The 19,850-nt window shown below is 38.9% G+C and carries 14 protein-coding genes; 12 read left to right on the forward strand and 2 right to left on the reverse strand.

Annotation, left to right across the window (positions count from 1 at the left end):
* Positions 1-118 precede the first annotated feature (118 nt).
* Positions 119-2,101, reverse strand: coding sequence for a small ribosomal subunit Rsm22 family protein (locus tag PCC7418_RS00065; RefSeq protein WP_015224148.1), 1,983 nt, complete (start codon positions 2,099-2,101; stop codon positions 119-121).
* Between the two features lie 28 nt (positions 2,102-2,129).
* On the reverse strand, positions 2,130-3,065 hold the full coding sequence (locus PCC7418_RS00070) for a radical SAM protein (protein ID WP_015224149.1): 936 nt from the start codon (positions 3,063-3,065) through the stop codon (positions 2,130-2,132).
* Positions 3,066-3,269: 204 nt separating this feature from the next.
* Between PCC7418_RS00070 and PCC7418_RS00080 the strand changes: the two genes are divergently transcribed.
* The 12 genes from PCC7418_RS00080 to PCC7418_RS00130 all read left to right on the forward strand — a co-directional run bounded on the left by PCC7418_RS00080 (position 3,270) and on the right by PCC7418_RS00130 (position 19,777).
* Positions 3,270-4,772 (forward strand): sigma-70 family RNA polymerase sigma factor, encoded by a 1,503-nt coding sequence (locus PCC7418_RS00080; RefSeq protein WP_015224150.1) that lies wholly within the window; start codon positions 3,270-3,272, stop codon positions 4,770-4,772.
* A 27-nt stretch (positions 4,773-4,799) separates the two neighbouring features.
* The gene (locus PCC7418_RS00085) at positions 4,800-6,014 is read left to right on the forward strand and encodes a DUF1822 family protein (protein ID WP_015224151.1); all 1,215 of its coding nucleotides are present in this window, start codon (positions 4,800-4,802) and stop codon (positions 6,012-6,014) included.
* Between the two features lie 73 nt (positions 6,015-6,087).
* Complete coding sequence (locus tag PCC7418_RS00090; protein ID WP_015224152.1) at positions 6,088-6,801, forward strand: hypothetical protein; 714 nt, start codon at positions 6,088-6,090, stop codon at positions 6,799-6,801.
* A 48-nt stretch (positions 6,802-6,849) separates the two neighbouring features.
* Positions 6,850-7,491 carry a DUF1822 family protein gene (locus PCC7418_RS00095; protein ID WP_015224153.1) on the forward strand — a complete coding sequence of 214 codons (642 nt, stop codon included), beginning with the start codon at positions 6,850-6,852 and terminating at the stop codon, positions 7,489-7,491.
* Positions 7,492-7,562: 71 nt separating this feature from the next.
* Positions 7,563-12,188: an NACHT domain-containing protein gene (locus PCC7418_RS19170; protein WP_015224154.1), complete on the forward strand. Its 4,626-nt coding sequence runs from the start codon at positions 7,563-7,565 to the stop codon at positions 12,186-12,188.
* Positions 12,189-12,265: 77 nt separating this feature from the next.
* A complete protein-coding gene (locus PCC7418_RS00105; RefSeq protein WP_015224155.1) occupies positions 12,266-12,829 on the forward strand; it encodes a hypothetical protein in 564 nt (187 codons plus the stop codon).
* Positions 12,830-12,909: 80 nt separating this feature from the next.
* Positions 12,910-13,032: a hypothetical protein gene (locus PCC7418_RS21065; protein WP_015224156.1), complete on the forward strand. Its 123-nt coding sequence runs from the start codon at positions 12,910-12,912 to the stop codon at positions 13,030-13,032.
* Between the two features lie 66 nt (positions 13,033-13,098).
* Positions 13,099-13,446 (forward strand): DUF4258 domain-containing protein, encoded by a 348-nt coding sequence (locus PCC7418_RS00110; protein ID WP_015224157.1) that lies wholly within the window; start codon positions 13,099-13,101, stop codon positions 13,444-13,446.
* A 264-nt stretch (positions 13,447-13,710) separates the two neighbouring features.
* Positions 13,711-14,379, forward strand: coding sequence for a VWA domain-containing protein (locus tag PCC7418_RS00115; protein ID WP_015224158.1), 669 nt, complete (start codon positions 13,711-13,713; stop codon positions 14,377-14,379).
* A 2-nt stretch (positions 14,380-14,381) separates the two neighbouring features.
* Positions 14,382-15,119: a PP2C family serine/threonine-protein phosphatase gene (locus tag PCC7418_RS00120; RefSeq protein WP_015224159.1), complete on the forward strand. Its 738-nt coding sequence runs from the start codon at positions 14,382-14,384 to the stop codon at positions 15,117-15,119.
* Positions 15,112-16,467, forward strand: a complete 1,356-nt coding sequence (locus tag PCC7418_RS00125; protein ID WP_015224160.1) for a protein kinase domain-containing protein — start codon at positions 15,112-15,114, stop codon at positions 16,465-16,467. Before PCC7418_RS00120 ends, PCC7418_RS00125 begins: the two co-directional genes overlap by 8 nt.
* A gap of 4 nt (positions 16,468-16,471) precedes the next feature.
* Complete coding sequence (locus PCC7418_RS00130) at positions 16,472-19,777, forward strand: DEAD/DEAH box helicase (protein WP_015224161.1); 3,306 nt, start codon at positions 16,472-16,474, stop codon at positions 19,775-19,777.
* The last annotated feature ends 73 nt before the right edge of the window (positions 19,778-19,850 follow it).

Here is a 19,850-nt window from a genome sequence, read left to right on the forward strand (position 1 = left end):
ATAGTGATAATTTGGAAGATAATGATTAGATAACAAAGCAAGCGCGATCGCGCTGTCGGTGCATTCAACTTCGGTCAATTGCGCTTGATGAAGCCATGAACCATAGAATATTTAAGGATTAATCCGATGAGTTAACCTCACTACCTTTACTATAAATATGAATCCGTTCGTTGTAGCTAGAGTTATTATTCCAAGTTTCTACTGGATAACCTCTATAATTTCCTATTAGTTCATTTTGTAAATTAGTTAGCTTTTCTAAATGCTTGCATTTTACTGAAATTTCTGGAAACAATTGACGCATAGATAATTGTTGTTCTAGATTCCATCCATAGTTGAGCATTGCTTGTTTCATTTTTTTGACTAAAATATTTTTCTTTTGAGTTATTGGTTCTATAGAAATTAATTTTGCTTCCTTGGTAGATGATTGATATAAGTATTCTGCTAAAAAATTCCATTGGTTTTCTTGATCTTTAAATGATTTTTGTAAAACAGATGACATCATTATCAAATCATAGTAATTGCTATTTAAGTGCTCTAACCAACATCCTCCAATTGAACCAGCAACATTCAAGACCTCTAAGTTAGAGAAATCACTACTGCACATTTTTCCTAAATCCCGCATAGCCTTGGAAGGTTCTATCGCTTTAATCTTAACTTTATCATCAGGAAAACATAATCCCAAGGCAATACTAACTGGATCATTACCACTACCTATATCAAGAACATTTCTTGGTACAGGGATATTGTAATCTGAAAAATAATATTCTAAAACTCCTGTTGCTATTATAATTTTTCTCGGTAAGTATTGCAAGGCATATGCGACAGCAACTCCAGGCGAATTATAGTCTGGATCTTCTCCTTTTTTTAATTTATGCTTTAGCTCGTCTAAGCCATCAGTTATTTGCTTTTCATCAACATTAAAAAGGTTAATGTATCTTTTTAACCTTTCCGTCAACAATTCATCTATGTAATTGCAAAGTTGTTCATAATGGTCTTCAGTCCAATTAATTCGTTTATTTAGAGGTTGAAACAACTTAGGCGTATCTTTTTTAGTATTAAGTTTTTCCTCAATGATTTGGATAGACTTGCTTCCAATAAGTGCAATTAAATTTCCTAGACTATTAATATGCACGCTATGATGATTTTCAGAAATATCACCAAGATATAAACTCTCTTCAGAGTTATTAACATAGTATTTTAATTTATTATCTACAACCCAAAAAGGAATTGAATTATAAGATAAATATATGGGTTCAATCGGATTTGAATTAGTGAACTTATCTAATTGCTTATGTTGATTATTATACCATTCAAAAACTATGTATTCATCTTGGTTTGATTCGTTGTTATTGCCAAACCCAATTAATCTACTATTATCCAGAATTGCCCATGTGTTAATTTTCTCTGGAAATTTTTCCTCCAAATTTTCGATTTCCGCCAGTTTGTTATAGTTGCCATCCAAAGAAAATTCATAAACTGAATATACTATTTCAATTTCTTCACCGTTTATATCATAGTAATATTTTTCAACCAAGCAACAACCTTGGCTAAAGAGAGTGACATAAAAATCAAAGGAATTTTCATCAATTTTATCCACATCAGGTTTATCGTCTTCCCATAATGTTTCTTTGAAATCAAGATCATTGAATAGTCTTCTCCTTGCAAAATACTGGGTGTCAAAAATAATTAAATTTTTAGAGTTGTAATTTTCATAAATACAATATGTTTCGATAAAAATATTATTCCTAAAATGAAAAAATCCTCTCATACAATCCATGAAAATACATTCAAATTTCTCTAAACTATAAAATAAAATAAAATCCTCATTTGAATTTTTTACTCCTCCAGATACTGCTATTATTTTTGAATCTTGACTAAACGCAATGGGGTCTATCGCGTCAAATTCTAAAGGATAACTAAAACTTGCATTTAAATCTCCACTTCTAATTTTTAGAACTGGTTCCTCGGTGTTCTCTAATGAATAAATATAAAACTGATTATAGCAAGCAACAGCAATATACTTCCCATTTTCATCGAAGCTGACACAATCAATTTTATCTGATTCCTTTTCAAAGGGAAGATTGATTTCTTTAGTATTCATAATTGACGACTCTCCAGTTATTTACAGCTTAAACGGGTGCGTACCCTTCATTTCCTTCAAGTAATGGGTATTCATTCCCCAAGATAGAAGTAATAGTTTCTCGTACTCTTTGATAGTCAGTTTCGCTCCAGTTATCTTCCTGCATTTTTCCAATGGATTCGCTGGAAGTTCCTGCTCGAAAACGGGAACGAGTGGGCTTTAAAAACTGTGTGACGTATTCACTTGCTCTCAGTTCTGCAATCCGCTTACCAAACTTTTCAGCATCTTTAATTGGTAGCATGGGGCTAATAGAAATGCCAATCGAAATCCCTGCTTCTGCAAGCTCTTTCGCTGATTTTAAGCGAACTTCTATAGCAGGACAATGGGGTTCGTAACGTTCTCGAATTTTCTCAGAATCAGTGGGAATCGTATAATTAATCCGAATGCGTTGAAACTGTCGAAATAGATCGATATCTCGCAAAGCTAGAGGACTGCGGGTTTGAATGGTTAAGCGGGGCTGGACTTCGATCAATTCTTCGAGAAGGCTTCTGGTTAATCCGACTTTGTGTTCAATTGGTTGGTAAGGATCAGTCACACTAGACATATAAATCGCATCCCCTTCCTCTAATCGCCTTTCTTGTGATCTAGCCCGACGTGATCTGCGTAATAAATTAACAGCGTTTTTTTTAACTTTAACCCAGTTGCCCCAGTCTTGCTGTTTTTCTAAAGTCGGTGCAAAAAAGCGGGCATAGCAGTAGTCACAACCAAAACTACAGCCAGTATAAGGATTAAGGGTAAATTTATATGCTTTGATAAAGCCTTTGGGAGAGGTAAGAAGACTTCTGCTATCAACATACTCCACAGCAGTTGTACCCACTTTGGCAGGTTGAGATTGATGGGAAAAATTAGTGTTGTCAGTTGTATTATTCTCTAGTGTTGTTCCAGAGGAAAATAAAGATAGTTGTTGACTATTGTCTTGTGGCATAATGAACTGTTCAGTCGTGTGTTCTCTACAATGTCACTTTTTTGAGCATCTTAGCAAGTTCCCTGAACTCTTCCTGATAACGATTTTGAGTATTCAGAAAAAAACTTCAAAAAATTTTCTCACGATCGCGCATAACCGAAAAAAGTCATGCGTAGATATAAAAGCAGCCATGACAAAGCACCCTTTCATACCAGAGGAGACTGAATGAGAATTGTCCGCCGTCAAACCTGCGAAGCCAAATTTTGTAGCTTCTTACGTTTTGATCCGAATTCCTCGATTACAACAACTCAATGGTTAAAAGATCATCAGTTAGCGCGAAACTTCAACCACCACTACCGCTCCCTTTCTGAAACTGCAATCCTACAGCACCTACAGACGATCCTCCAACATCAGCCAGACAATACCCTTGCCTTTAAACATCTTTGTGCTTATTTACAAGAAACCTGTTATTGGGTTGCTTCTCGGTTCATTCATCAATATTCTCTACCCAATCAATTTCACTCCTCTGTCGATAACCTGATTCAAGTGTTCAAAATAGCAGAAGCAGAAACCCTGAAACTGGATAAACTGCTGCATCGTCTCCAGCAATATGATCCACAGCGTAGCCAATTAAAAACTTATCTTCAAAAATGGCTCAAAAGCGCGATCGCGGATGCCATTTATGCCGAATATCGTATTGCTAAATATAGCAACTGGGGATTACTCAAAAATAGTTCAGCTACCGCCCTACGGAAAGCCCTCAGTCAACAGGGGTACACTCCAGAACAAATTCAGACCTATCAAATGGTAGTGGAATTGTTCAAAAGTGTCAGTTCTAAAAATCAGCCCGATACTCAAGAATTAGACGTAATCGTTACCTTATACAACCAACAAAGTCATTTAGAAATTACAACTAAACAACTCAAACAATGGCTAGATGATTGCATTGAAGCCCTGCGCCAATACGAGCAACAAAAATGTCCCCATCACTATGCCTCTTCCTTATCAGTAATCGAAAGCAATCAAGAGGAACAAGCATCATTTTCTGAGTCTAACATTCCCATTACACCTCAATCAGATCATTCTTTCCCGACAAACGCAGAAGAATTCCAACCTCTTCTCGAAGAAGCCTTAACTTATTTAAGTTTAGAAGAAACTGATATTTTATTTTTACATTATGGATTAAACTTACAACAAAGTGAAATTGCAACGCTTCAGGGAGTTAATCAATCTTCTATCTCTCGCAAAATTAATCAACTGCATAAAAAACTAGCTCAACTTGTTACCCAGCCTCTAATTGAACAAAAGCAAATGAATCTGAAATTAAATTATAAAACCCTTCCCAAAGATGCCGTTATTATGATCCGTGATTGGCTTGAAGCCTACTTCAAACAGCCAATTTTTCAACAGTTAGCAGAAGTCTTTCAACTTCAACTGAATGAATCTAATCAAACTTGTCTGCGACTGGTTTATGGCGGAAACTATGATGGCAATCAACCCCTTTCCTTAGAAGACGTTGCCCAAGAATTAAATCTTACCGTCGAAGAATTAGAAGCTAACTTAACTCAAAGTCAGGAAATATTACAGCAAGGAGTCGTTACCATGTTACAAGAAAAAGAAATGAATTCTCTCGTTATGAAACAGCAAAAAATTAGTGATTTGGTGGAAGAGTGGCTCAGGGAAAGAGCGATTTATTCCTTGCTCACTCCTCCCCAAAAACAAACTTAAATGACGTTATTCAAAAGTGGAAAGCGCATGACTCAGAACCTGACTGCTATTTCAACTCCCTTAATTGATCTTAATCCAGATCATCTCTGGATTGAGTTTTCTCCATCCGAAATTCAACCGATCGAGCAACCAATGCAATCTCATCCTTTAGCCCAAAAAAATAGTTTTCTCAATCAAATTAGTTCCCAAAAAATCCAACAGTGGTTAGAAGAAGAACTGGGGAAAAAACTTTCCCCTCGCTTGAGCTTTCCCGAAAAAGATTTGCCGAGTATCTGGGAATTTGTCAATGGTACTTCAATTACAATTGGCAATCAACGCCTCGTTATTATTCCTACTGAAGGAACTGATTTAGAAGCCTTAGAAGTGCCTCAAGAATGGGTGGATATTGCAGGTTGGGAAGCCGATTATTATCTCGCGGTGCAGGTTGAAACAGAGGCGAATTGGCTGCGAGTTTGGGGTTACACGACCTATCAACAATTGAAAGCCAGAGGATACTATAACGCGATTAGTAAAACCTATGAAATCGAACGACAAGACTTGATTGAAGAAATTAATGTGATGTTATTCGCCCAAGAATGGAATTGTCGAGAATCTTCCCCTCAGATTTCTCCTCCTGAAGTATCTGAAGAAAAAGTGCAATCTTTGATTCAAAAACATGGCAAGCAACCTGGTTATAGTTTAAGAATGCTGATGCCGTTTCCAGAATGGGCTTATTTTTTAAGTCATGGGGTTTGGCGTAAACAGATTTATCAACATCGTCTCCGTGGCGTAACCGAAACCTCTCCTTTGCAACAAGTATGGCAAAAGACAGGATCATGGTTAGCAGATCAAAGCAAGCAGGGATGGCACTCTGTAGAAAGTGTATTGGGTTCGAGACAGTCATTATCCTATCAAGTCAGGAATCATCAGTCTTTTCCTGAAGATGCAGCAGCGAAAATCATTGATTTGGGAATTGAACTCAAACAGTCTGCTTTTGCTTTATTGGTGGCGCAAGTTCCGACAGAAAATCAGAAAGTTTTAGTTTATGTGCAAGTGCATCCTGTAGGAGAAAACGCTCATTTACCGCCCAATTTACAACTGGAATTATTAGATGAAACAGGAAAGTTGGTGCAGAAGCCTGTTATCGCCCGTCATTATGATCATTTAATCCAACTAAAGCGGTTTAAAGCGCCAAGGGGAACGCCGTTTCAGATTAAACTAAGTTTAGATGAGGCAAATGTCACTGAAAGGTTTCGGTTATGAGTCGAGGAAGGGATATTTAAAAGTTTCCGAGCATCTAGTATAAGAGTAATATCAAGATTTCCTAAATTAAGATATGAATACCAGAATTAATGCTAAAGACATTCCCTCCTTACTCAAAACAAAATCTGAAGAAGCGACTCTGGTCAAACCTACCTTGTCGAAAGCTCTACAACAAATTTACGATTATTTTGAACTTGAAAAGTCCACCCTTGTCAGGTTAAGACGTAATGAATCTTTAGCAAACTTTTTAGTAGAAATTATTAAAGATTCAGACCTAATAATTAAGATGAGTTATCTTAATCAAGAACAAAAACAATATCTCTTAAATCAGCTTAGTGGTGCTGAAAGATATTGGATTGAACAGTTATTTCCTCTTTGGCTCGGACAACTAGATGGCAAGTCTCATATTTGGCTTGAAAAGATTAAATCTGGGCAATTTGTCAAGATGGATCATGGGGTGATGAATCAAGTTATAAAAGAGTTACTGGCTCGCAATGTATCTTGTGCTTGTCGATTTATTTGCGATTTGTCAATGGCAACGGATTTAATTGCATCGGATAATCAGTATTATATTTGCATCCAGCTTACGAGTAGTCAAAGTGAGGCTACTCTCGAAAATAAGGTAGAGCGTTGGTCGAGAACTTTAGACTATTGGTATATTAGAAGAGGCTTATTTGTTCGATATTCCCAAGGAATTCCGAGTATATTTGCAGCGATCGCGCAGAAGATAATCATTTACATGGATGAGCGACCAGAACCGATGCGAGAAGAAATTGTTGTCTCTTAAAACATATTCTATTGTAACCTTGAAACAATTGTTAGCTAGAGAAGAATCATGAGTAAAGAAGGAACAAAGCAACAGAATCAAGCCATGCAAGAAGCATTAGCTGCTCTAGCTTCCATGAGAGAATTTCAGAGGACGAAACTCGAAGAGGGAGAAGCGCATATCCATCGTTATGTAGATGATGTGGAAGGAGACTGGCTGGAAACTTGGGGAGAAGAAACTGTTACTTCTGAGTCATCTCAGGTGAATACTCGCCAGTGGTTAGAAGGTGTCTTTGAACAGGGGTGGCGTACCCTAGAATCATTGTTTAATGACTATCAACTCAGTGCTGTCCCCGCGATGACAAGAGAGTTAGAAACGGAAGGGGAACAAGTCAAAGCAGCGAAACCGCTTCATTTTGATGCAACGCCCATTCCCAAAGTTTTTGCGTTATTGGTGGTGCGTCTTCCCTTGGAGGATGGGAGAGTGAAAACTGAAATTAAACTCCATCCCATGGGGAAAAAAGGAATTTTGCCACAAGGAGTGGAACTACGGGCGTTAGATGAGAATGATGAATTAATCCAAAATCCTGTCATTTCAGGAGAACAGGATAGTTTAATCCAGTTGCGTGCAGTCACTGCACCAACAGGAACACCGCTACAGGTTCAGGTGATTTTTCAAGAAATTGTTAAGACTGAGCAATTTTCTTTGTAGCAGCGTGCATAATGAGCGCGAGTGTCTCTTACAAATTAGTAGTCACTTCGATCATTTAAGCAGCAGTTGTTATGGATATTTCTCTCAATTTTGGTTTTGGAAGTCTTTCTCGCGGATTTGATTGTGTCGTTGCGAATATCGACAAGAAAAAACAGTGTGAGGGGAGTCTTCCAAAGAATGAGAAATTAGCGGAATTACAAAGACGATGGCGGTTACTCTACGAAGCCCTTTTGCAACGATTTAACCCAGAACAGCGGTCTGTGTTTGAAGTAGATGAAGGGGATATTACCAATGTTTCCGAGGGAAGTTTTGAAGAGGTTTGTCAGGAAATAACAGAGAGTTTTAATCAGTGGTTGAATAGTGAGTCGTTTCAGAGAATTATTAACACTCTCTATCAGCAGTTAGGAACAGGCGAACCCATCCGAGTGATTATCGAAAGTGAAGATCGGATTTTACAAAAATTGCCCTGGCATTTATGGGAATATGTTCAGCAGAACTCACAAGTTGGAATTAGCTTTACTTCTCTCAATTACGATCTACAAACCCGTCAAGAAGAACAATCAGAACAAGTTAAAGTTTTAGCAATTTTTGGCGACTCTACAGGAATAGATTTAGAGAAAGATCGCACCACGTTAGAAAACTTTACCAATGCTGAAATTCATTATCTCGATGAACGATCCCGTCAAGAATTTAATGATCAACTTTGGGAACAGAATTGGGATATTCTCTTTTTTGCAGGACACAGTAACAGTAATCAATCGGGAGGCGAAATTGGACTGAATGCGACAGAAAGCCTTTCCCTTGCTGACCTCAAAAATGGATTAAGAACAGCGATTAATAATGGTCTGAAACTGGCGATTTTCAACTCCTGTGATGGGTTGGAACTGGCGTATCTTCTTTGGGAATTAAATCTTCCACAATTGATTGTGATGCAAGCGGATGTTCCTAACCAAGTAGCGCAACATTTTCTGGACTATTTCTTGAATGCTTTAATGGTTAAAGGAAAATCGGTGGAACTCGCCCATCGAGAAGCAAAAGAACGTTTAGAAGGTTTAGAGAATCATTATCTCGGTGCGACTTGGCTTCCTGTACTATTTCAAAATCCTAGCGTTCAGTGGCATCCTAGTTCTCATTCTCCCATGAAAATTGACTGGAGCGCGATCGCGCAGGAAATGTTAACCCGTCAAGTTACCAGCAACCCCCTAACCAATCGAGATGGAAAGCGGTTTGACTTGGATGACATTTTTGTTCCTTTGGGATTAGTGGAACGTAAGAAACAGGAGAAGAAAAAAGATAGCACTTCCGCAGAAGACGGGTCTGAGTTTTACCAGCAAGAAGAAGTAACACGACGCTATGAGAGAGATGAGTTTTTAGACGATATTTTAACGCAGGGTAACACTCCCAAGAGTCAAGGAAAACGGCTGGCGATTATTGGTGAACCAGGTGCGGGAAAAACCACTCAACTGCAAAAGATGGGAGACTGGCTAACTTCTCAGGGGAATCAGCTTGTCATTTGGGTTTCTTTGGCTGATTTACAGGGACAACCCTTAGAAGATTATCTTTTAAAAGAGTGGCTGAAAAAAGCATTAAAAACACCGCGAGTTAATTCTGAACAAGAAGAGAAATTTATTAACTTATTCCGAGAACAATCGGTTTGGCTACTCTTGGATGGTGTGGATGAGATGGGAGAGAGTAGCCCCTTGCGACAGTTAGCGAGTCAACTGCGTCAAGGTTGGCTATCTTCAGCGCGAGTAATTTTAACCTGTCGGTTGAATGTTTGGGATGCGGGGAAAAATGCACTGGATGAGTTTGATGTGTACCGTAACCTCGATTTTTCTGATGAATTGCGTCAAGAATTTACCCAAAAGTGGTTTCAAGAAAGCTCAGAATTAGCAGAAGCATTGGAACAAGAATTGAATCGTCCAGGGAAAGAAAGGATTCGGAATTTAGTGAGAAACCCGTTACGGCTAACCTTATTATGTGCGTTTTGGCAACGCCGACAAGGAGAACTTCCTGAAACGAAAGCACAACTTTATAAACTGTTTGTGGATATTTTTTATCAGTGGAAAGAGGAGTTTTTTCCCATTACCACTGCACAGAAAAGGGAGTTAAATCAAGCGTTAGGACGATTGGCAAAAAAAGCAATTGATCAACCTTCAGAGCGATTTCGCTTGAGTAAAAAACTGGTTTGTTCGGTGTTAGGGGATGAGGAAACTTCCTTATTTCGGTCAGCCATTGATATCGGTTGGTTAAATCAGGTGGGAGTCGCCCAGGAAAATCCTGATGAACCTGTTTTTGCGTTTTTTCATCCCACGTTTGAGGAATATTTTGCAGCGTGCGCGATCGAGGATTGGCACTTTTTCTTAACCCATTATCCCTCGAATCCCCAACAGGGAACTTATCGAATTTTTGAACCGCAGTGGAAAGAAGTGTTTTTATTGTGGTTGGGAAGAGAAGATATTGAGAAGGATGAGAAGGAATTTTTGATTGAAGCATTATGGAAGTTTGAGGATAATTGCGGAAATTACTATTACGTTCAGGCTCGTTGTTTAGCAGTAGCAGGAATCGGAGAGTTTAAGGAATCTCAATGGGCTGATGAAAGTATTAACTGGGCAATTTCTAAAACTTATGGTTATCTAGATCATCAAATAAATGAATGGCAAGAAACTGATCCAATTACAATAGAAATAATTTGTAGAGATGCTTTATTAGAAAGTGATTCCCAACGAGTAGTTGCTAAAAGTCTTGATATCTTACGACATTACCCTTCTTTCATCTTATATTACTGTACTTGGTGGTGTGAAGTTGTTGGTCGTTTATCCTTTCAAAATCCTGAAGCAGTTAATAGGCTAAGCCAGCTTTTAGGGTTAGATATCCAGAAATTGCATATGTCTTATGGAGATACAATGGCTTTTGAGCATGGACAATCAACACCATCAAGTACTATTGCTAAAGGAATTTTAAAGATCGATCCTCATCATGAAAAAGCAAATCAAATTACTGAATCTTATCAGGCATTTTTAGATAGTCAAAATATTCCAGAGGAATTTATGTATGGTGGGTATAATAAAGGGCATCCACAATTTCTAGAGTTATTGCTTAGTTTCAATGACTCTCCTGATCCTATTGACGAATGTATCAACAAATTTGGATGTAAAAATCAAGAAGAAGCTGAACGTCTTTTACAAAATATTGAAGAAGCTTCATTTGAATTAGTCAAAAGTAAAATAGATAGTGTTGACTTTTACCAAATTAAACAAGGAATTTGTTTGCTAACATATCGGTTTGAAAGAGATTATAGAACAGTGCAATTAGCACTAGATTTAATCAGTCGTAATATAGACATAAAACTTAAAAAACTTCTTAAAGAAGAATTTGATTCTATAGCTAGAAACTTTCTAGATGATAAAAATGTAATGTTTTTAATCACTGAAAGTATTGAAAATGAACTGAATGAAGAAAATCAATTATTGAAAATAGAAATATTATGTTCAATTTATGCTTATACAAGCCATTACCGCTATAAGATCGATCATCCTGACATTTATAGTTATCTTCTAAAAGTAATTAATCAAACCAATAGAACAGAAGTTTGCCTTAAAGCTATAAAAATATTGGCTCGTAGAGTAGGAGTTGACTTGACTATAAAATCTGATCAAATCAATCCCGTCAATGATTACATAATTGATTCATTATTAGAGGCTATTGATCGATTTGATGATGCTCAAATTTGTCTAAGGTCAGTTAGCATACTCAATGATCTTGAGAGTAAAAATTTAACTATTGTTGACTCCTTAAAAAATATCATCAGAAACAATAATGAATCTAAAAGCATCTTTGAGGCATTTACCTTCTTAAATCAATTCAGTCCTAATGACCCTGATTTACCTGTTTTGTTGAAAGGCTTTGTTCAAATTTGCAACGAAAGTAAAATCAAATTAGAAGCGATAAAATTACTACATACAATAGAACCTTATGATCAGAATGTTGTAAATGAGCTAACAAGATTTATTCAAACTGACTTAGACGAAAAACTAATTTGGGATGCAATTCAATTTTGGTATGAAGAAATCAATAATCGGGATGTAATACCAATTATCATTCCTCGCATTATACAGAATAAAACAACATATGGAATTAGTAAGCGTTCTATATTACTACACTGTGCTCAGAATCTAAGCTACCCTGAATTTTATCAAGCATGGCATTCTCAAACCAAAACCCCACACCCAGAAGTAGAACCGACTGATCCAGCAGAATTTAATCCCTCTTTAGAACAGCAATATTTACCTGAAATTCTATCTCAACTGGAAGCAACAACCAATGTTTATCCAATTCCCATAGATGCTGATTGTTTAGTCGAAGAAACCGATAAAAGCGCGATCGCGCAGGAACTACTCAATCAAATTTATGAAACCAGCTTCCCTGACATCAATAGTCCCACAGCTAATAATGCACCACAAATTAAACAACATCTTCCTGAAATTAAACATCGCCTACAAGTCAACCAACTCGCCCTGATTCTCTACAATTGTAACCCTGAATCAACTCCTGAACTCCAGAAATTATGTCGCCAACTCAGCCGTCAACTGAAAATTTCATGGATTACAGAACAACCCTTAGAACCCCCTTTACAAGGCTTTCAACTGCAACCCAACTTACAGAATGTCCTTCAAAATTGGTTGAATGAAATTTAAAGGTGCATAATCAGCGCGATCGTTGCGTAAAAGTTAATGTTCCTGTCATTTAGAAACAATAGAGAACGGACTCAACTATGAATATCTTTCATTGTCTTGATATCAAAGATACGCTTGAGGGGGTGGGATATCCTGATGTTCAGGCTTCTTACTCTTCAGAGCAGTTAAAAGAAACCCTTGAAACTAAAGCCAAGTGGAAATTTACCGAGTTTACTGAGCGATTTTCAGGAAGTCGAAAAGGAGCATGGGAGCGTTCTGCAAAATTTACCTTGCGATGGGCTTTTACCCTTGATTATGTTTTCTCTTTTTCCGAGGATCAAGTGAGTGCGCCCTATGGTGCGTTCCAATTCCTTTACCATCCTGAACTGGTGCGACGTTCTGATGAATTTTCCAAAATACACACTAATATTTTGCGTCTCAATAACACAGGGGTTTACAAAGCGTTGAATATTACCGCAGTGGGAATGATGGCGTTAGTTTTTCCTCGCCATGATTACGATCTCCCTGATGAACGTAAAGCTGAAATCGCCCTCGACATCGACAACATCATTAATTATATGGAAGAAAGCGAAGAATTTCTCAGCACCCATATCTTGCAGATGGGAGACTATAAGCCATTCGTTCCACCCCTTCCCTATTAAAAAAAGTCGCCATTCGCATGGAGAGTCAACACAAAATCCAAATCTTCCTTAATCATCGAGAGAGTGAACAGGACAGGATTATGAATCAACAACCCCAATGGAAACGAGATGGAGCGAAGAAAAAAGCGCGGAAAACTCCTCAGAATGCTCGTCGCAAGCGGAAACAAATCAATCACTGGCGTTCGGTACTGAAGAAACAATAACCGTGCATAATTGTCCAATCCACTGCGGATAAGTGAGTAGCGTTAAGGAAGCAAGCAACTGAGAGCATGAAGTTCACGAAACAATTGCGGATGCTGGTGAGCCAAGATCAAGCCGTTCAAAAAATTCCAGACCTCTTCCTAACTGGGAAATACACGGACCGAAACCATGTTCAACGACGGATGCAACAACGCGCAATCAACCTTGACATGATGAAACTGGCTATTGCTTATGGAGAAGTTGAATTTCACTCAAAAGCTAAAACTTGGACACTACTGGATAAATCTCTGGAAAATACCCCTTACTCCAATTTTGCCGATAAATTGCGAGGATTACGATTGATCGCTCTTCCCAAACTGCAAGATGAAATCATTTGTGTAACCACTGTCTATTGGAGTTACGCCTTACGCTATTAGACAAGCCGAATCAGCAACACTAAATTAAAGTGTTGCTCTCATCACATTTTGAATCTAGCAACAACTGATCACTGTTGTGAAAAATTATATTTTGATATAGAAAAGTATTACAACTTGATTAAAAATCACAATTAAGTTATTACAATTAGTCTAAATTAAACTAATATGAATAACAATTAAAAAGTAATAAAAACAAAATCAATTAGTACAACTGAGCCTTATCAGCCTGAACAATCTGTAACAAACGCTGACCCATTCTATACAATGAGCAAGTTCAAACAGTTTACAACCCAAGCCCCAAGACGACTTCCCGTAATTATTCTCGCTGATGTCAGTGGTAGCATGAGCGTTGATGGGAAAATCGAAACTCTAAACCGTGCGCTTCGAGAAATGCTCAACTCATTTCAAGATGAAGATGATGTCAGAGCAAAGATTTATGTCTCTGTTGTCACCTTTAACGGTAATGCAGCCACCCTTCACCAACCCTTACTGATTGCAGATGAAGTAATTTGGAAAGACATGAGCGCTGCGGGAAGAACCCCTATGGGAAGTGCTTTTTCTCTCGTGAAAGAAATGCTAGAAGACAAAGAACAAATCGCCAGCCGGGATTATCGTCCCACCCTAGTTTTAGTGTCTGATGGCATTCCTACCGATGACTGGCGTTCCCCTCTCAAAGAATTATTAGACTCCCCACGAGCTTCTAAAGCCGTGCGTCTGGCGATGGGAATTGGCGCAGAAGCCGATAATGAGCCACTACAGGCGTTTATTGCCAACCAAGACACGCAATTACCCGTTTTCCAAGCTGATGAAGCCAGCCAAATTCGTCAGTTTTTCCGTTTTGTCACTCTAAGCGTCACCAGTCGCTCGAAAAGTGCGACCCCAAACACAGTTCCTTCCTTTGACTATGACGATATTGACGACATTGACTTTTAGAAATGGAATTAAATCATTGGGAATGCTTTGGCGCTTCCGTACAAGGTATTCTTCACAAAAAAGAAAATCGCCCTAATGAAGATGCTTGGAAACGACACAGCACCCGATACACCACTGCGGTTGTTGTCAGTGATGGTATGGGGTCAAAACCCAACGCTCGTTTTGGCGCAAAAATGGCGTGTCAAGCGGTGAATGATGGGTTGAGAAACTGGGCGAAAGTGTCTGACGCGCCTCCCGTTTATTTATTGCGTTTGATTCATATCAATTGGACATTGCGAGTGCTTCCTCAATCAGAAGCCGATAGTGCTGCAACTTGTTTATTTGCGGTGGTTTTGGCTTCAGGAAAACTGGTGTTGGCGCAGTTAGGAGATGGAATTGTAGCGTTACGGGAACCCGATGGAAAAGTTACTCGGTTGACTCCACCGAAAACGGGCTTTGGGAATGAGACCACAGGGTTAGGTGTCGCCCGTTCAACAAAGGAATGGTCAGTAATCACGCGATCGCGCCTCCTACCTGGAACAGCCATTTTACTCGCTTCTGATGGCATTGCTGATGACTTAAAACCCGATCGTATTGGAGATTTTATAGAAGTGCTAATCAATGATTTTGCGCCCCTTCCTCCCCGCAAACGTTACCACGCGATCGCTTCCGAATTGCGCCAATGGACAACCGAAAACCATCTCGATGACAAAACCTTAGCCATACTGTTCGCCAAACCAACAGGAGAGAAAAATGGATAAGCCAAAAAAAACCGTAGTTGATGAACTGGGAACCGCTTATGAATTAACCAAAGAATTGGGAGAAGGAGGACAAGGTAAGGTTTTTGCTGTCAGTGGCGGAAGATATGCGGTTAAACTGCTTCCCAAAAAATCTGATCGTGAAACCCTACGCCGAAAACTCCAACGAGTGAGACTGCTTCCCATAGACGACTTAAAAATGGCAAGTCCTAAAGCCATGTTAAAACCGCCTCGTGTTGGGTATGTCATGGAAATATTAACGGGAATGACTCCCATTCAAACCTTAATCAATATTCCTGTTGATCCTGAATTGTATCTCGCAGGAGGGGGACTAAAACGGCGGTTACTGTTACTAGCGCAATGTGCGGAAATCTTTTCTCGACTCCACGCCAAAGGGTTAGTTTATAGTGACCCCTCCCCAGGAAATATCTTTATTTCTAGCGATGTGGATAGCTACGAAGTGCGATTAATTGATGCGGATAACCTTCATTATGAATCTGATCCCGCTTCAGGGGTTTATACTCCCAGTTATGGCGCACCAGAAGTGGTGAAAGGAAAGTCTGGAGTTAATACTCTCACTGATGCTTATGCGTTTGCTGTGATTGTTTTTCAGGCCTTAACCCTCATTCATCCCTTCATTGGTGACTGGGTAAATGAAGGAGAACCCGAATTAGAAGACAAAGCGTATCAGGGGGAAGTTCCTTGGATTGATGATCCTCATGATACTCGCAATCAAACGGAAGCAGGTATTCCCCGTGAGATAGTTTTATCTCCAGGGTTGCGGAAACTCTCTCAACAGTGTTTTGGAGAAGGATTAAATGATCCCCTACAACGTCCTGGTATTTCTCAATGGCGAGATAAGTTATATTCGGCTGCGGCTTTTACAGTTCATTGTCCAGAGTGTGCAATGACCTATTATCCCAATAAACAGCGATTTTGTCCCTGGTGCGATTCACCGCAACCGCGTTTTGTGGAAGTGCGGATCATCCGTTGGGAACCCGAAAAAGGATGTTGTGAGGAAAAAGAACATATCTTTCATCGTCTGGTTTTAGAAGAGAATTATGGTCTAACTTTAACGACTCGCGTGATTAAAGGACGAACAGGAGAAGCGGGAACTGATCCGTTAGTGGAACTGGTTTTAGCAGGAGAAAAAATCAGAGTTCGTAGTGTCGAGGATAAGAATTATTTATTAACTTGTGAGGCTTATGGGATAGAAAAATCAGCCAGTATCAATAGTGAGAAATGGCGGGCTTTCCCAATTTACAAAAATGAAAAATATGGACGCTGGCGTTTACATTTTGATGCGTTAAATGCCCCTCATCGTGTTGCATTATTTATTGATCGGAGTTAAACCAATGAAAATTAGTGATTTACAAGCAGGACGAATCTTTCTGATTGAATTAGAAACGAAAAACAAAGATACAAACGCCTTAAAGAAAAAAGCAGAGGTGTTTTTGTATCAACCGCAAACCACAAGAGAAACTCTCCTTCAGTTTTCTGATCAAGTGTGGGAAGTTTCGGGAAGTGATAGCAAATCTCAACAGACATTAGAAGAGATTTTAGAACGTAATCTTCCTCGTTTATGTTGGTTAGTTTCAGTGAAGCAAAACAGCTTACAAGTACAAATTCATGAGTTTCCTTATGCGCTAACTTTACCTGATGAACTTCCTATTGGTGTCGATGAAAAAATTATAGACGATGTGCGCGATCGATATCTTCAAAATACTGCAAGTTCTGAAGATATTATTAATTGGTTAACTCAAGAAATTCTGATGGATAATCCCCAAGAGGGAAAGCCACCACGCACTTTATTACAAGCGGGTCAATCTTATCAAAACGGACTAGAAAATAGTTTTCAGTTGTTAGGGAAAACCATCAAAGTTAATGTCAAACGCACCATTGAACAAACTTTAAGAATAGAAAGAATTGAAAAACGAACGCAACGGAAAACCCAAAATAATATCCGTCCCGTTATTTTGGTTAACGCAGAATTTTCTTTTTGTGATGCGTCTATTGCGGGAACAATGCGAGGAAGTTCACGCACTGAACTCGATGCTTTAATCCAAAATTCAGAAAGTTATTTAGCCCTCTGGCAACAATACAATAACTTAGAACAAGAAGCAATTGTTGAACAAGCCCAGCAACTCGGCTGGTTAAACTATCATAATTATAAAATACTTCCCAACGGCGATCGTCGCTTCTTTCTTCAGTCCTCTTCTCAACTGCGAGAACAACTACAACGCTTAAGCGATACTCCTAATTTTTCCTTAGAAGTTAATTCAATTCCTCCAGACTTTACCAACACAAAAAAAGAGAAATCTCAACAAAACCAATTTCGAGGACAAGTCACACAAGTTAACTTTAATCAACCAGAAACCATTGATCTTCGTCCCCTCGATCCTGATGAAGAAATATCCATTCCTGAAAAAGGATATATTTTCTTTTCTCTCTCAGGAGATTATGCACGATTAAACCGCCGTCAAAAAGCAGAAGAACGCATCCGAAATGCAGAGGGAGGAATGCCGCAATTAGGACTTATTTTAGAACAACAATCCGTTACTGTGCGACGAACGAGAAACTATAAACCCATCACCAAAGAAGTCAAAAAAGTTTTTAATGGGATGAGTCCTACCCCTCGTCAAGAAGAAGCGATAAAAGTGGCTTTAAATACCCCCGATATTGCATTAATTCAAGGTCCCCCTGGAACAGGAAAAACTAAAGTAATTACTGCTATAGAAGCCAGATTAGCAGAAGTAGCAGAAGAAACCAATCGTAGCATTACCCATCGCTTACTTTTAACCAGTTTTCAACATGATGCGGTAGAAAATGCAGCAGAAAAAACGGTTGTCTATGGACTTCCTGCGGTACGAGTGGGAGGACGATCGCGCCAACCATCAAGTTTAGATAACATCGATCGCTGGCGAAGAGAACGCATTGAAAAATTAGAAGCACAACTTGCAAACACCCCAGAAACCGCAGGAAGAAGACTCTTAAAACAAGTAGGAAACTTAGTGATCAGTTATGCGCTGACACCGCGAACTCCTCAAGAAAGTATCCCCTTATTAAAAGAAGTTTTAGACTTAACACAAGGAAGAATTAGAAAAGAACTTAGTGACCAGTTGCTAGATTATATTCAGCAATTAAAAAGACCACCAGAAATTGAAGATGATGAAGCAAGAGAGAAAGCCAGAAAAGCAGTGAGAAGTTTAAGAACTGATGCTGGAAGTTTTAGCGATGACGGCGCGATCGCGGCGCAAAAAGTCTTATCTCGTCTTGACTCTCTAAACATTTTAACATCAGAACAACTTGAACTCTTACAACAAGCCGCCGCTTGGATCGAAGAAACACCTCCACCCTTTTTAGAAGCATTAACTAACCTCAAAGAAGAACTTCTCGAACAACTTACACCCATCGAAATCACCCCTGTCTCTCCCATTTCTAACCCTGAAATCGAAAGTCTGCTGAACCAAGTTCATCACTCCTTAAGCGATCACATTCGACAATCCAAAGAAGGAATAGAAGACGTTTTAGAAGAATACTTAGACGACTTAAAAACCGATCCTAATGGTGTACGAGAAACCCTTAATAATTATACCGTTGTCTTAGCCGCCACTTGTCAACAATCCGCAGGAAAAGCCGTTCAAAAGATTACAAACACAGACAATAGTGTTTTTGAAACCGTCATTGTTGATGAAGCAGCCAGGGCGAACCCTTTAGACTTATTTATCCCTCTTTCTAAAGCAGAACGAAGAATTGTTTTAGTAGGAGATCATCGCCAACTCCCTCATATTTTAGAACCTGATATTGAAAAAGAACTCCGTGACTCCTCAGAAACCACTCAAGAAATCTTGCAGAAAAGTCTCTTTGAACGTTTGTTTAATCACCTGAAAAACCTAGAAAAGCAAGACGGAATTAAACGCACTGTCACCCTTGATACTCAATACCGAATGCACCCCATTTTAGGTGATTTTGTCAGCCAAAACTTCTATGAAATTCATGGTGAACCCCATATTGAATCTCAACGTCCTGAAAAAGACTTTTATCATCATCTTCCCGACTATAACACGGCGGTTGCCAGTTGGATTAATGTTCCCAGTAAACAAGGACAAGAAAGACAAGGAAAAAGTAAATCTCGCCCCATAGAAGCGAAAATCATCGCTGAAGAAGTCGCCCGTTTAATTAAAATCAATCCAGAATTAACCTTTGGAATCATCACCTTTTATTCCGCACAAGTGACCGAAATTTGGCAAGCATTAGAAACCGTTGATCTCGCACAAATCTCCGATGAAGGAAAATATGAAATTGCACCGCAATGGCGAGAAACTCGTGATAAAGAAGGAAAAATTGTTGAACAGTTAAGAGTAGGAACAGTAGATGCGTTTCAAGGAAAAGAATTTGATATCGTATTCTTATCCTTAGTGCGAAGCAATACAATTCCTGTCAAAAAAGAAGCAGACTTGCGGAGAAAATATGGTTTTTTAATGTTAGAAAATCGGCTTTGTGTCGCCATGAGTCGTCAAAAGAGATTATTAATTGCAGTAGGAGATTTAGCCATGATTCAAGACGAAAACGCCTCAAAAGCCATTCCTCATTTAGTGGAATTTTACAAACTCTGTTGTAGTCAATGGGGAACAACTTCCCCCCTTACAAAGGGGGGATAGGGGGGATTATAGAAATTCCCCCTTACAAAGGGGGGATAGGGGGGATTATAGAAATTCCCCCTTACAAAGGGGG

The sequence above is a fragment of the Halothece sp. PCC 7418 genome, from assembly GCF_000317635.1.
GTDB lineage: Bacteria > Cyanobacteriota > Cyanobacteriia > Cyanobacteriales > Rubidibacteraceae > Halothece.

Excerpts from the sequence above, each read along its gene's own strand:
- PCC7418_RS00065 (WP_015224148.1), bottom strand. The coding sequence starts at position 2,101 with ATGAATACTAAAGAAATCAATCTTCCCTTTGAAAAGGAATCAGATAAA.
- PCC7418_RS00070 (WP_015224149.1), bottom strand. The coding sequence starts at position 3,065 with ATGCCACAAGACAATAGTCAACAACTATCTTTATTTTCCTCTGGAACA.
- PCC7418_RS00080 (WP_015224150.1), top strand. The coding sequence starts at position 3,270 with ATGAGAATTGTCCGCCGTCAAACCTGCGAAGCCAAATTTTGTAGCTTC.
- PCC7418_RS00085 (WP_015224151.1), top strand. The coding sequence starts at position 4,800 with ATGACTCAGAACCTGACTGCTATTTCAACTCCCTTAATTGATCTTAAT.
- PCC7418_RS00090 (WP_015224152.1), top strand. The coding sequence starts at position 6,088 with ATGAATACCAGAATTAATGCTAAAGACATTCCCTCCTTACTCAAAACA.
- PCC7418_RS00095 (WP_015224153.1), top strand. The coding sequence starts at position 6,850 with ATGAGTAAAGAAGGAACAAAGCAACAGAATCAAGCCATGCAAGAAGCA.
- PCC7418_RS19170 (WP_015224154.1), top strand. The coding sequence starts at position 7,563 with ATGGATATTTCTCTCAATTTTGGTTTTGGAAGTCTTTCTCGCGGATTT.
- PCC7418_RS00105 (WP_015224155.1), top strand. The coding sequence starts at position 12,266 with ATGAATATCTTTCATTGTCTTGATATCAAAGATACGCTTGAGGGGGTG.
- PCC7418_RS21065 (WP_015224156.1), top strand. The coding sequence starts at position 12,910 with ATGAATCAACAACCCCAATGGAAACGAGATGGAGCGAAGAAAAAAGCG.
- PCC7418_RS00110 (WP_015224157.1), top strand. The coding sequence starts at position 13,099 with ATGAAGTTCACGAAACAATTGCGGATGCTGGTGAGCCAAGATCAAGCC.
- PCC7418_RS00115 (WP_015224158.1), top strand. The coding sequence starts at position 13,711 with ATGAGCAAGTTCAAACAGTTTACAACCCAAGCCCCAAGACGACTTCCC.
- PCC7418_RS00120 (WP_015224159.1), top strand. The coding sequence starts at position 14,382 with ATGGAATTAAATCATTGGGAATGCTTTGGCGCTTCCGTACAAGGTATT.
- PCC7418_RS00125 (WP_015224160.1), top strand. The coding sequence starts at position 15,112 with ATGGATAAGCCAAAAAAAACCGTAGTTGATGAACTGGGAACCGCTTAT.
- PCC7418_RS00130 (WP_015224161.1), top strand. The coding sequence starts at position 16,472 with ATGAAAATTAGTGATTTACAAGCAGGACGAATCTTTCTGATTGAATTA.